The organism is Faecalibacterium sp. 9 (genome assembly GCF_048320955.1).
GTDB lineage: Bacteria > Bacillota > Clostridia > Oscillospirales > Ruminococcaceae > Faecalibacterium > Faecalibacterium wellingii.
Map to the genome: position 1 here is coordinate 634,531 of NZ_JBLWGB010000002.1, position 12,292 is coordinate 646,822.

Here is a 12,292-nt window from a genome sequence, read left to right on the forward strand (position 1 = left end):
GGTCGAAGGCAGGAAGCTTTCTCCGCGAACAGCCCGGGACTCCAGTCCCGCCCCCAGAACATTCGCTGGAAAAACTTCCTGCCCTCCGACCTGAGAAGCTGCTTTTACTATCAATCATTGAGAGAGGAAAAGTATTATGGCAACGATTTTAAAAGGTGCGCCGGTTGTGGCCGCCATGAACGAGCGCAACGCCGCATTGTGCGAGCAGCTCAAAGCAAAAGGCGTCGTGCCCACGCTGGCCGTAGTTCGTGTGGGCGAACGGGAGGACGACCTCTCCTACGAGCGCGGCGTGATCGCCCGCTGCGGCAAGGTCGGCGTGGAGGTAAAGCAGTTTCTGCTGCCTGCCGATGCCTCTCAGGACGAGCTGCTGAAGGTGATTGCAGAGATCAACGCAGAGGATGCCATCCACGGCTGTCTGCTGTTCCGTCCTCTGCCCAAACAGTTTGACGACCGCACTGTGCGTGCGGCTCTGGCTCCGGAAAAGGACATTGACGGCATCACGGACGGTTCGCTGGCCGGAGTATTCACCAATACCGACCTCGGCTACGCCCCCTGCACTGCACAGGCCTGCCTTGAGATTCTGAAGTATTACGGCATCCCGCTTTCCGGCAGGCGTGCTGTCGTAGTGGGACGCAGCCTTGTGGTGGGCAAGCCCGCCGCCATGATGCTGGATCGCGAGAACGCCACTGTGACCATCTGCAATTCCCGCACCCGGGATCTTCCCGCCCTGTGCAGGGAAGCCGATGTGGTCGTGGTCGCCATGGGCAAAATGGGTGCCGTGGGTGCCGACTGCCTGCGGGAGGGCCAGACCGTGGTGGATGTGGGCATCCATGTGAACGAAGAGGGCAAGCTGTGCGGTGACGTGAAATTCGCCGAGGCCGAGCCCGTCGTGGATGCCATTACCCCTGTGCCCGGCGGCGTTGGCACTGTGACCACCTCGGTACTGGTAGGCCACGTGGTGCAGGCCGCCGCCAAAAAGGCCGGAGTGTAAGCGGAAGAATAATTTATAACATTGCAAGCAAGCAAGCCAGACCCGACAAGTTCTGTGGGTCTGGCTTGTTTGCTTTTTTGCGAAAGAGGTTGTTGCGGGCGGCGGCATCTGCCGCGTCGGCTCTTCTCCTGTAAAAAAGAGGTTCAGAGAAATCCGCAGATTTTTCTGAACCTCAAAATAACAAATAATTTTCCGCTGAATATATTCGGGTTGCGGCACCCTGCATCTGCTTCGTGCCTTGGAGCGGCACTCGCATCTTGCAGGCCGCGGCCCCAACAGTTCCTCCCTGTTTCGGTCACTGGCCGCGGTCGTCGCCGTTGCAAAGCGCACGCGGCGGCTATTTTTAATCAGCTTATCCTCGGACAAGGAGCAGCAGCAGGGCCGACGCCACACACTGCAGGATCAGCCAGCGGGCCACCACCTGTTCGTCGCTCCACCCCTTATTCTTGCGCACATGGTCGTGCAGCGGGGTGCGGGTATTCTTGAGGATCGAAATGTGCAGGAAGCGCTTCAGGCTGATCTTGATAATGCCCAGACTTCCATCCACGATGAACACAATGGCTGCCAGCAGGAAGGCAAAGGGGTGGCCGCACTTGAGCGACAGCATTGCAATGAAAAAGCCCATGGCGCGGCTTCCGGCGTCGCCCATCAGCAGGCTGGAAGGTTTTGCGTTGGACCACAGATAGGCCAGCAGTGCACCCATGAACACAACACCTGCGGTGCCGTACTCGGCCAGCTCTGTTTTATAGGCCAGCAGGTAGGTGCCGATGGTCACGACTGCCACGCTGGCAGACAGACCGTCCACGCCGTCGGTGCAGTTGACCACATTGATGCTGGCCCAGATCAGAATGACGATGAGCAGCAGGTACACTGCATACGGCAGGGTAAAGCTCCACTGCAAAAAGTGCACGCCGCAGCCGTTGAAGTTCAGGTAAGTGGCACCGGCTACAATGGCGATCACAAAATCAATCAGGCCCTTTTTGTACTCATTCCACGCGGTCTCTGCCGCATCGTCAAAGTAACCGGACAGCATGGACGCAATGAGCAGCACGGTGTAGATGACATACTCCACCTTGAAGGGCAGGAAGGCCATCGACACCAGCGCGATGCACAGCACGAAGATCAGGCCGGAACCGCGGGCCTTGCCCTTGGAAAGCGCACCATTCACCGCAAACTCGCGGCCATGGTCATGGGGGAGCCTGTCATGAAAAACGGAATCCATCAGAGCCGTGAGAGCAAATGCCAGCAGAAATGCCAGAGCATCCACGCCGCGCTGTCCCACGACCGAAAGCAGCAGTTCGATCATATTCAAAATTCCTCTTTCTTTTATTCTTACTGTGAAAGAAGTGTATCACGCTCCCCGTAAAAAATCAATCACTCACAGCGAAAAATGTGTCTTTGATTGACTTTTGTCGTGCCTGCACTTATAATAGTGTATTAGTTTGTCAAATTCTGCTGTTTGGGCTGCTGCTTGCTTTCCGGACTTCTTTTCGTGAAAAAGCGTTTGGAGCGGGCCGCAGCAAACGCAAACTATAAAAATTTATTTTCCGCTGAATATGGCAAAGCGTATGCGGTGCCATTTTTAATGTGTAATCAGGATAAGGAGAACCAATGACCATTTCCCTTGAGCAGCTCTCGGCGCAGATGCGCCGGGGCGAACAGGTACCGCTGCGGCACACCATGCAGGTGGTGCTGACTCTGAGCATTCCGTCCATCCTGCAGCAGATCGTGGTAACAGCGGTGGAATACATCGACGCGGCCATGGTAGGCCACATCGGTGCATCGGCTACAGCCTCCATCGGCATCGTCAGCTCCAGCACCTGGCTCATGCATGGGATGCTGGCCGGTCTGTACATGTCCTTTGCCATTCAGGTGGCGCAGTATCTGGGGGCCGACCGGCAGGCAGACGCCCGCGGCGTACTGCGTCAGTCTATGATCTTCAACCTTGCAGTAGGCCTTGCGGCAGCAGCCTTTGGCATCGGCATCAGCCGGTTTCTGCCCGGATGGCTGGGGGCAGACCCGTCCCTGCGGGCGGATGCATCGGCTTATTTTGCCATCTGGTCCGCTTCCCTGCCCTTTTTGATGGTCATGGGCACCTATTCCTCCATGCTGCGTTCCTGCGGCGACGCCCTGACGCCGGGCCTGATCAGCGTATTGACCTGCGTGCTGGATGTGATCTTCAACTTCTTCCTCATCAACCCCACCCGGCAGATGACGGTGCTGGGCCGTACCATGACCGTGTGGGGCCTCGGCTGGGGCGTGCCGGGCGCGGCGCTGGGCACCGCCTTTGCCACTGCCATCAGCGGCACGCTGACGCTGGCACTGCTGCTGCTCCGCGATGGCCCGCTGTGCATCCGCAAGCCCGGCTCCTGGCAGATCACCAGAGCCTGCCTGCAGAACCTCTGGAAGGTGGGCACACCGCTGGCCGCCGAACGCGCGGCCCTTTCCTCCGCACAGGTCCTGCTCATCCGCATCGTGTCCGGTCTTGGCACCACTGCCATTGCGGCCAACAGTCTGGGGGTGAGCGCCGAAAGCCTGTGCTATATGGCAGGCTACGGCATTCAGGATGCCGCCCTTGCACTGGTCGGTCAGGCTGTAGGCGCAAACCGCCGGGATATGTCCAGACGTTTTGCATGGCTGTGCACCTGCATGGGCATAGGCATCATGGCTCTGACCGGTGCAGGCATGTATCTGTTTGCGCCCAATCTGATGGGCATCTTCACCGCAGACACCGCAGTTATTGCACTGGGTGCACAGGTGCTGCGGATCGAAGCTCTGGCCGAGCCCATGTTCGGAGCCAGCATCGTTGCCAGCGGTGCCATGCAGGGTGCCGGCGACAGTGCCGGCTGCTTTGTGCTGAACCTCGTCAGCATGTGGGGCATCCGGCTCACCCTTGCCACCCTGCTGGCCCCGCGTTTTGGGCTGGTGGGCGTGTGGTTTGCCATGAGCTTTGAGCTGACCATGCGCGGCGTGCTGTTCCTTGTGCGGCTGGCACGCGGCAGATGGCTGGACAAAGGGGCATTGGCCTGATCGACCACTGGCGAATCTATTTTCCTGTAAATAACAGCTCCCCGGCCGGGAACCGCACTGCGGGACCTGACCGGGGAGTTTTGCTGTGGTTATATGATTTGAGAAAAAAAAGTGGAGAACAAGTTACTTTCTGCCGTGCAGGATGGGAGACAGCGGCTTGTAGATCAGCAGGCACAGTGCTGCGTCCAGCAGGCCCTTGACCAGCGTAAAGGGCATATTAAAGATGACCAGGCACTTGATGAGGCTGTCTGCGGAGGGCAGGATCGCCTGATACATGCCAAGGATCGCCTCCAGCGGCATATGGTAGAAGGTGACATAGGCCGGATAGGTAATAAAGTAGTTGGACGGCACGCTGAACACAGCCATGGCTGCAGCGCCTGCAATAGCACCAATGATGGCGGTCTTGCGGCTCTTGTGGTGCTTATAGACAACGCCTGCCACAGCGGAGAAAACCGCACCCAGCATAAAGTTGCACAGCTCACCCACACACGCGGTGGAGGTGCCCTTGATGACGATGTGCAGCAGGTTCTTCATAAAGCTGATGACCACGCCGTACACCGGGCCAAGTGCGAATGCGCCCAGCAGAGCGGGCAGGTCGGAGAAGTCCATCTTGACGAAGGACGGGATGAGCATCGGGATGGGGAACTCAATGAACATCAGGATAAAGGCCACCGCGCTGAGCATGGCGGCAACGGTAAGATTGTGGGTCGTGTTCTTTTTCATGGTTATGATTCCTTCCCGGGCAAAAGGCCCTGTAAAAATGTTCCGAAAGCTCTTTTCGTATCGCAGAAGCTGTTCCCATAAGCATTGCACACCGCCGGAGCGTCTTTGTCATTCGGTACGCCCTGCTCATGAAAGCAGTTTCTTATTTTGGAACGGGAAGGACAAACAGAAAAGCGCTCTGCTGCAACAAAAAACACTGCAACAGGGCGCGTAGACAACAATTTGCCTGCCGTTTCTTACATCCGGACTATACCGTTGGTCCCGGAATCGCACCGGGTCAGCACCCACAAAAGGTGGTCGCGGACTTGGAGATCTCTCATTGCCCTTGCACGCCGTTTGAACTTTTTTGTTCCTTCGGCACGCTCCGGCAACGAAAACAACTTCTTTACCGCCAGTGGGGAATCACACCCCGCCCTGAAACGAACTTTCTGGCACAGAGTATAGCGTGCCGGCCCCGGCTTGTCAAGAGGAAACTTTTTGATTTGTATATTTTTTATCAAAGTTTTCCATGGAAATCAACTTTTGCAACTTGACCCAGAGCTAAAGCCTTCACCCCTTGGGGGGAAGGTGGCGCGTAGCGCCGGATGAGGGGTATTTAGGGCAAAATGCTGCTGTCCTGCACCCTCATCAGTCACCTTCGGTGACAGCTTCCCCCGACTGGGGGAAGCCTTTATTCGGAAAGTTGATTTTGTGTTTGTTTTCTTCTCGGCCTTGCTCCGGCGGGTGTGATATGATATCATGGATGCGCTGTAAAAATTCAGGAGGTTAAAATGATTTTCTCGATCCGTGATCTCTCGTTTGAGCTTGGCTCGCTGCTTCTGGAAGGCTGGCTGGCGCTGGCCGCGCGTGCGGTGTGCGCCCTGCTCATCCTGCTGGCCGCATGGCTCGTGCGCCGCTGGCTGAACAAAAAGGGCATTCCGGCACTGCTTGCCCGCAGCTGGTATTTTACCGGCACGCCCATCCTGCTGCGCAGTTTTTCCACCCCCATCCTGCGCATGTGCAGCGTCATTGGTGTGTATCTGGCCGCCGCTTCCCTGCCATGGGCCATTTCCGGCATTCCAAAGCTGCTGCTGCTCTGTTTCCGTCTCGCCATGACCCTTCTGGTCTGCGAAGGGCTGTATGCCGCATCCAGTCTGGCCGACCTGCTGCTGACTTCCTGCAGCCCGGAGATCCGCTCCAACAAAACGCTGCGCTCTCTGCTGGATACCACCTACAAGGTGCTGGTCATCGTGCTGTGCGTGGCTGCGCTGGCGCAGGAGGTGGGCTTTCCCATCGGCAGCATCGTGGCCGGTGCCGGACTTGTCGGCCTGACCATTTCGCTGGCTGCACAGGAAAGCGCCAGCAACCTGTTTTCCGGCATCGTCATCCTGCTGGATAAGCCCTTCTCGGTGGGTGACTGGATCACCGTGGGCAGTGTGGAGGGCGAAGTGATCGACATCAATTTCCGCTCCACCCGCATCCGCTCTCTGGATAAGACCATCAATGTCGTCACCAACAGCCAGATCTGTGCCTCCACGGTAAAGAACGCGGCCCTGCGCACCATGCGTCCCTATAAGTTCAACCTTGGCGTCACCTACAACACTACCCGTCCCAAGCTGGAAAAGCTGATGAAAGACCTGCAGGCCATGCTGGATGCCAGCCCGTATACCAACAAGGGCACCAACATCGTGCAGCTGGCAAACTTTGGGGATTCCAGCATCAACATTCTGGTCTCCGCCTATCTGGTGACCAATGTCTACGCCGAGTTCCTGCAGATGCAGAACGACCTGAACCTGAATATCATGGATATCATGCAGGCTGACGGTGTGGATTTTGCCTTTCCCTCCACCAGCGTGTACATCGAAAAAAATTCCTGACACCAGAAAAAAATGCCGTTCCAGCCAAACCGGAGCGGCATTTTTCTTTTGTTTATTCGTTTGCAGCCTTATCCAGCTGCACCTCGACAGCTTCTTGCGCCTCTTCTTCCTTCTGATAGATTTCAAATGCCGACCACATGGGGGCAATGTTCCTGCCGCAGAGTCGGCGCTCAATACAGGACCGCCAGCACCCGGCCCAGCGTCCTGCAGCCCTTCTTGGCCCCCAGACCACTCCATATACGCAAGATTTTCCGAAAAAATACAGGAATTTTCAGTTTGACCTTGTCTATGCTGAATTTTGTTATCGTATGACTTTTCATCGGTTATAATGCCACATCAAGCGCCATCATCAGCGCAAACCCCAGCACGATGCTCACCACACCGGCAGGCTCATCTTCTTCCACCGCCTGCGGGATCATCTCCTGCGCGGTCACGCACACCATGCAGCCTGCCGCCGCACTGAGCAGCCACGGCAGCGCAGCACCGACCTGCTCCGCAAGGGCGAAGGCCAGCAATGCGCCCAGCGGCTCCACCAGCCCGGACGCAGCGCCCGCCAGAAACGCCCGAAGCCGTGTACAGGAGCCATGGGCCAGCGGCAGACTGACCGCCGCACCTTCCGGGATATTCTGCAGGCCGATGCCAAGGCTCAGTGCCAGTGCCCCGCTGATGGCATCCGGCTCCCCGGTCGACGCCATGGCAGCGGCAAGCCCCGCCACCATGCCCTCGGGCAGATTGTGTAAGGTCACAGCCAGGATCATGCGGCCGCTGTGTCCTGCCCCGCCTGCCAGCAGCTGCCCGGCAAACTGCTCCACCTGCAAAAGGCCCACTGCGCCCAGTACGAGCCCTATCGCCGACGGGATCCACGCAGGCAATGCCAGACCACGTCCCCGCTCAATGGCGGGCAGCAAAAGGCTCCACACGCTGGCCGCCAGCATAATGCCTGCCGCCATGCCGCACAAAATGCGCTGTGTGCAGGGCCGGGCCTGCCGCCGCAGCAAAAACACACCCGCCGCGCCCAATGTAGTGCACGCCGCCGGAAACAGCAGCACCCATGCAGTCAAGATCATCCGGTTCAAAACAGCATTCCCCCTTTGCCCGTTGTATGTGCGCAAAGGTAAAAAGGTGCAGAGCTGTCCGGAACGCCCTGAAAAAGCTTTCCCATGCGATGCGCCGGCCGCATCCGCACCCGAGATCCTCTCAGCTTTATTTCTGTCCGGAGCAAAGCCTTATTCCGCAGGTTTTATCCAAACAAATTATACGACCCTTCCGCCCTCATAAAAAGTTGTTCCAGCTCATCTGCCGTTTCTTTGCCTCCCGGTTCAATTTTGCCAAAAAGCCTTTGGCTTTTGTCAACAAATTATAACAAAAGCGTAGATTTTCTTGAAGATATCACTTCTTTGTCCAAAAAGCCCTTGATTTTTCAAATAAAAAGACTAGAATATCTTCTTGCAGCAAGGCTCCTCCTGTGGGGCAGCTGCAAGAATACTTTTGCATAAAGCAAGGAGATTTTAGATATGAAACTCAAGAATGTTTGTGTTGCTGTTGTCGCTCTGGCTCTGGCTGTTGGCATGACTGCCTGCGGCGGTTCTGCTTCCTCCACTGCTGCATCCTCTTCCGAGGCTGCTTCTACCAGCACTTCTGTTGCTGCTGAGGCCGATGAGGACGCTTCTTCTGCTGTTGCAGAGGAGAACGGTTCTTCTTCTGAGGCTGCATCCAGCGAGGCTGCTTCTTCTGAGGCCGCTTCTTCTGAGGCTGCTTCCAGCGAAGCTGCTTCTTCTGTTGCAGCTTGATCGCACAGCGCCTAAATTCCAATAAAAGCTGAAGCCGGGCACAGGGAGCCATGAGTTTTCCTGTGCCCGGCTTTTTACAACAAAACGCACCGGATCGTTCAACGAGAACCACCCGGCGCGTTATTTTTTATGCTCCCCAGAACAGGATGCCCAGCGCTGCGGAGAGCAGGATCATCCCAATGGGCGATGGTGCTTTGCCCTTTTTCCGGCGGCAAAGGGCATGCAGCCCCCACAGCAGCAGGAACACCACAATGGAACGGAGATCCGGTGCAATGTCTGCCTTGTCCGCTGCAAACCCGGCCAGCGTAGAAAGCGCCATGTTGACAGCAGTTGCCAGGATCATCGCCACCACACAGGGACGAACGCCGCCAAGAACTGCGTTGACTCCCGCATACTTCATCAGGTTCTGCAGCACCGATGCAACGAGCAGGATAATGACAAAGGACGGCAGCACCACACCCAATGTCGCACACAGCGCGCCCCAGAAGCCGCCCTGCGAAGCACCGATGAAGGTGGCCATATTGATGGCCAGCGGGCCGGGTGTGGATTCCGACACGGCAATGAAGCTGAGGAATTCGCCTTCCGTCAGCCAGCCGTGTCCTAAGACCGTTTCCCGCACCAGCGAGATCATCCCGTAGCCGCCGCCGAAGGACAGTGCGCCGATCATGAGGAAATTCCAGAAAAGTTCTACATAGATCACGGCTTCTTCTCCCCCTTCCGCAGCTGCTGTACTGCATACACCAGCAGCCCGGCCGCACCGCTGAACAGGATGTAAAAAATGGAAGAGAAGGACACTGCTGCAATGGAACAGCCCACCATCGCTGCCGCAACCGTGGTCAGGATGACAATATTGAAGACGCTGTGTTCCAGCTCCTTCAGCATCTTCAGTCCGGCGGAAAGGATCAGATAGATCACACACACCTGAATGCCGTGGAACGCACTTGCCACCACCGAAAGGCGGAGGAACTGGTCAAAGAACAGCGAGATCAGATAAATGACCGCGAAGGACGGGAGACACACCGCCACCGTGGACGCCGCCGCGCCTGCCGCACCCTCGATCTTGTAACCGATATAGGTGGCACTGTTCACCGCCACCGGGCCGGGCGTAGACTCCGCAATGGCCACCATGTCCAGAAATTCTTCTTTTGTCAACCACTTTTTCTCTTCCACAAATTCATTCTGCAGCAAAGCCACCATGGCATAGCCGCCGCCAAACGTGAACGCTCCAATTTTGAAAAACGTCCAGAAAAGCTCCTTTGTTTTCGACATAGCTTTCTCCTTTCTTGCGCCTTATTATATCATTTTTTGTTTTCATATGATATACTTTAATGGAATATGCTGCTTTCTTTGGAAAAAGCAGAAAAAGGAGTTTAGGATATGAAAACAAAATTTGGTATCGTAGGCTGCGGATTTCTGGGCAACATTGTGGCCGATGCATGGAAGAACGGTCTGCTGCCAGACTACGAGCTGGTGGGCGTGACCAGCCGCACCCGTGCTTCGGCAGAAAAGACTGCCGAAACAGTGGGCTGTGCCGTGTGTGACGATGTGGATGCCCTGCTGGCGCTGGAGCCGGAGTACATCGTGGAGACCGCTTCGGTGGAGGCTGTGCGCGCCATGGCTGTGCCTGTTCTGAAAAAAGGCGTGAATCTGGTCATCATTTCCATTGGCGCGTTCGCGGACCTTGCCTTTTATGAGCAGGTCAAGGCCGCTGCCGCAGAGGGTGATGCCAAGGTGCATCTGGCAAGCGGTGCCATCGGCGGCTTTGATGTACTGCAGACCGTCACCCTGATGGCTCAGGCCCAGCAGCTGGCCGAGACCGCAGGCATCGAGACCCACACCGGCGCAAGGGGCTTCCGCAACACGCCCGTATGGGAGGAGCACCTGCTCACCGATACGGAAAAGACCACTGTGTTCACAGGCAATGCCAAGCAGGCCATTGCCACCTTCCCGCGCCGGGTCAACGTAGCCGTGGCCACCTCTCTGGCCACCACCGGCCCGGAGATCACCGGCGTGACCATGCATTCGGTCCCCGGCTGGGTGGGTGACGATCACCGCATCACTGCCGAGATCGAGGGTGTGAAGGCTGTGGTGGACATCTGCTCTTCCACCAGCGCCATTGCTGGCTGGAGTGTGGTTTCCCTGCTGCGCAATCTCGCTTCCCCTGTGTGTTTCTATTAAAAGGAGGATCTGCACATGTTCCATAAACTGGTAGCTATTGAGCCGGTCAGCCTGATCCCCTCCGCTGAGCAGGAACTGCATCAGTATGCAGAAGAGGTGACCCTGTACCGCGATATCCCGGCGGACGATGATGAGATCGTGCGGCGTATCGGAGATGCCGATGCCGTGCTTCTGAGCTATACCTCCCGCATGGGCAAAAGCGTGATCGAGCGCTGCCCGAATATCCGTTACATCGGCATGTGCTGCAGTCTGTATTCGGAAGAGAGCGCCAACGTAGATATCGCCTATGCCCGCACCTGCAGCATCAAAGTGCTGGGCATCCGGGACTACGGCGACCGCGGCGTTGTGGAGTACGTCCTGCACGAGCTCACCGGCATCCTGCACGGTTTTGGGATGCCCATGCTGCGGGACGAGCCGGTGGAGATCACCGGGCTGAAGGTCGGCATCGTCGGGCTGGGTGTGTCCGGCAAAATGATTGCCGATGCGCTGCAGTTCATGGGTGCCGACATTGCCTATTACAGCCGCACCCGCAAGCCCGATGCCGAAGCCTCCGGCATGGCCTACAAGCCGCTGGCACAGCTGCTGACCGAGAGCGAGGTGGTGTTCACCTGCCTGAACAAAAATGTCCTGCTGCTGGGCAAGGACGAATTTGCGCAGCTGGGCGAGGGAAAGGTGCTGTTCAACACCTCCATCGGCCCGGGCTTTGACTCGGCCGCACTGGAAGATTGGCTCACTCTGCCGGGCACCCATTTCTTCTGCGATACCCGCGCCGCTGCAGGCTCGGTGGGCGAGGGCTTTTTTGAACGCGAGAACGTACACTGCGCCAATGTTTCCGCCGGGCGCACCAAGCAGGCCTTTGTGCTGCTGAGCCAGAAGGTGCTGGCAAACCTCCGCACTGCTCTGGGAGAATGATATAAAAAGGGAACGCTTCCCGGCCGTGAGAAGCGTTCCCTTTTAGGCTTTATTCAAAATTGTTGTGATCTCTTCCAGATTCGCCGCAAATCGGATGCCCCGCTGGCGCTGCGGCGTGGAAAGGCCCTTCTCGATCATTTTGTCCAGCAGTGCCTTCAGGCTGTCGTAGTAGCCGTTCAGATTATAAAGGATGCAGGGCGCATCCAGCTGACCCAGCGAGACCCGGGACATCACTTCTGCAATTTCTTCCAGCGTGCCGGTGCCGCCGGGGAATGCGATAAAGGCATCCCCCAGCTCGATCATCTTCGTCTTGCGCTCAGCCATGTCTCTGGTAATGATCAATTCGGTCAGGCCGTCATGCTGCAGCTCCTGCTGAATAAAAAACTGCGGCTCCACACCGGTCACGGTGCCGCCCGCATCCAGTGCGCTCTGCGCCAGCAGGCCCATCAGACCGCTGCGGGAGCCGCCGTATACAAGGTGATGCCCGTTTGCGCCGATCCAGCTGCCCAGCTCCCGGACAGCTGCTGCCAATGCCGGATCGCTGCCTTCATTTGCCCCAAGATAGACTGTAATGTTCATGGTGTTTCCCCTTTTTGTTTTTTCTCATTTTACCACGTTCGCTACGCTTTGCAAGGCCCGGCACTACTTGCAAATAACGCTGCACTGTGGTATGCTTGTGCACAGAAAAGGGAGCTTGCAAAAGCAGGCTGAGAGTGGGCTGTCTGCCCAGACCTGTGACCTGATTTGGATAATGCCAACGTAGGGAGATACCACTGCTTCAGCATGCGGAAATGTCTCCTTGTGGGCATTTC

At 57.0% G+C, this 12,292-nt stretch carries 12 protein-coding genes and 2 riboswitches; of the genes, 6 read left to right on the forward strand and 6 right to left on the reverse strand.

Translation table 11 applies throughout. The features are described from left to right. The first annotated feature begins 136 nt into the window (after positions 1–136). The gene (locus tag ACKXF9_RS11905; protein ID WP_418266330.1) at positions 137–991 is read left to right on the forward strand and encodes a bifunctional 5,10-methylenetetrahydrofolate dehydrogenase/5,10-methenyltetrahydrofolate cyclohydrolase; all 855 of its coding nucleotides are present in this window, start codon (positions 137–139) and stop codon (positions 989–991) included. 352 nt (positions 992–1,343) lie between these two features. Here ACKXF9_RS11905 and ACKXF9_RS11910 read toward each other — a convergent pair whose 3' ends face one another. Further along, positions 1,344–2,297, reverse strand: coding sequence for a phospho-N-acetylmuramoyl-pentapeptide-transferase (locus ACKXF9_RS11910; protein ID WP_249238563.1), 954 nt, complete (start codon positions 2,295–2,297; stop codon positions 1,344–1,346). A 305-nt stretch (positions 2,298–2,602) separates the two neighbouring features. Here ACKXF9_RS11910 and ACKXF9_RS11915 point away from each other — a divergent pair, with 305 nt between their 5' ends. Beyond that, entirely contained in the window at positions 2,603–4,021 is a 1,419-nt protein-coding gene (locus ACKXF9_RS11915) for an MATE family efflux transporter (RefSeq protein WP_339394735.1), read from the forward strand. 123 nt (positions 4,022–4,144) lie between these two features. Here the strand turns inward: ACKXF9_RS11915 and ACKXF9_RS11920 are convergent, their stop codons facing one another. Next, positions 4,145–4,744: an ECF transporter S component gene (locus tag ACKXF9_RS11920; RefSeq protein ID WP_249238561.1), complete on the reverse strand. Its 600-nt coding sequence runs from the start codon at positions 4,742–4,744 to the stop codon at positions 4,145–4,147. 226 nt (positions 4,745–4,970) lie between these two features. After that, positions 4,971–5,170, reverse strand: a riboswitch (FMN riboswitch). A gap of 344 nt (positions 5,171–5,514) precedes the next feature. Here ACKXF9_RS11920 and ACKXF9_RS11925 point away from each other — a divergent pair. Further along, positions 5,515–6,600, forward strand: coding sequence for a mechanosensitive ion channel family protein (locus ACKXF9_RS11925; RefSeq protein ID WP_418266331.1), 1,086 nt, complete (start codon positions 5,515–5,517; stop codon positions 6,598–6,600). Positions 6,601–6,923: 323 nt separating this feature from the next. Here the strand turns inward: ACKXF9_RS11925 and ACKXF9_RS11930 are convergent, their stop codons facing one another. Beyond that, positions 6,924–7,667: a ZIP family metal transporter gene (locus ACKXF9_RS11930; protein ID WP_249238703.1), complete on the reverse strand. Its 744-nt coding sequence runs from the start codon at positions 7,665–7,667 to the stop codon at positions 6,924–6,926. A 447-nt stretch (positions 7,668–8,114) separates the two neighbouring features. On the opposite strand from ACKXF9_RS11930, the gene ACKXF9_RS11935 reads away from it, so the two are divergent. Then, positions 8,115–8,390: a hypothetical protein gene (locus tag ACKXF9_RS11935; RefSeq protein WP_418266332.1), complete on the forward strand. Its 276-nt coding sequence runs from the start codon at positions 8,115–8,117 to the stop codon at positions 8,388–8,390. Positions 8,391–8,517: 127 nt separating this feature from the next. On the opposite strand, the gene ACKXF9_RS11940 is transcribed toward ACKXF9_RS11935, so the two are convergent. Further along, positions 8,518–9,090: a chromate transporter gene (locus tag ACKXF9_RS11940; protein ID WP_418266333.1), complete on the reverse strand. Its 573-nt coding sequence runs from the start codon at positions 9,088–9,090 to the stop codon at positions 8,518–8,520. Continuing rightward, positions 9,087–9,659, reverse strand: coding sequence for a chromate transporter (locus tag ACKXF9_RS11945; protein ID WP_249238556.1), 573 nt, complete (start codon positions 9,657–9,659; stop codon positions 9,087–9,089). Before ACKXF9_RS11945 ends, ACKXF9_RS11940 begins: the two co-directional genes overlap by 4 nt. Before the next feature lie 108 nt (positions 9,660–9,767). Here ACKXF9_RS11945 and ACKXF9_RS11950 point away from each other — a divergent pair, with 108 nt between their 5' ends. Both ACKXF9_RS11950 and ACKXF9_RS11955 read left to right on the forward strand, forming a co-directional pair. Beyond that, on the forward strand, positions 9,768–10,568 hold the full coding sequence (locus tag ACKXF9_RS11950; protein WP_249238555.1) for an aspartate dehydrogenase domain-containing protein: 801 nt from the start codon (positions 9,768–9,770) through the stop codon (positions 10,566–10,568). A 15-nt stretch (positions 10,569–10,583) separates the two neighbouring features. Continuing rightward, a complete protein-coding gene (locus ACKXF9_RS11955; protein ID WP_418266334.1) occupies positions 10,584–11,480 on the forward strand; it encodes an NAD(P)-dependent oxidoreductase in 897 nt (298 codons plus the stop codon). Positions 11,481–11,522: 42 nt separating this feature from the next. On the opposite strand, the gene ACKXF9_RS11960 is transcribed toward ACKXF9_RS11955, so the two are convergent. After that, entirely contained in the window at positions 11,523–12,059 is a 537-nt protein-coding gene (locus tag ACKXF9_RS11960) for a TIGR00730 family Rossman fold protein (protein ID WP_418266335.1), read from the reverse strand. A 97-nt stretch (positions 12,060–12,156) separates the two neighbouring features. Continuing rightward, positions 12,157–12,259: riboswitch (TPP riboswitch) on the forward strand. Positions 12,260–12,292 lie beyond the last annotated feature (33 nt).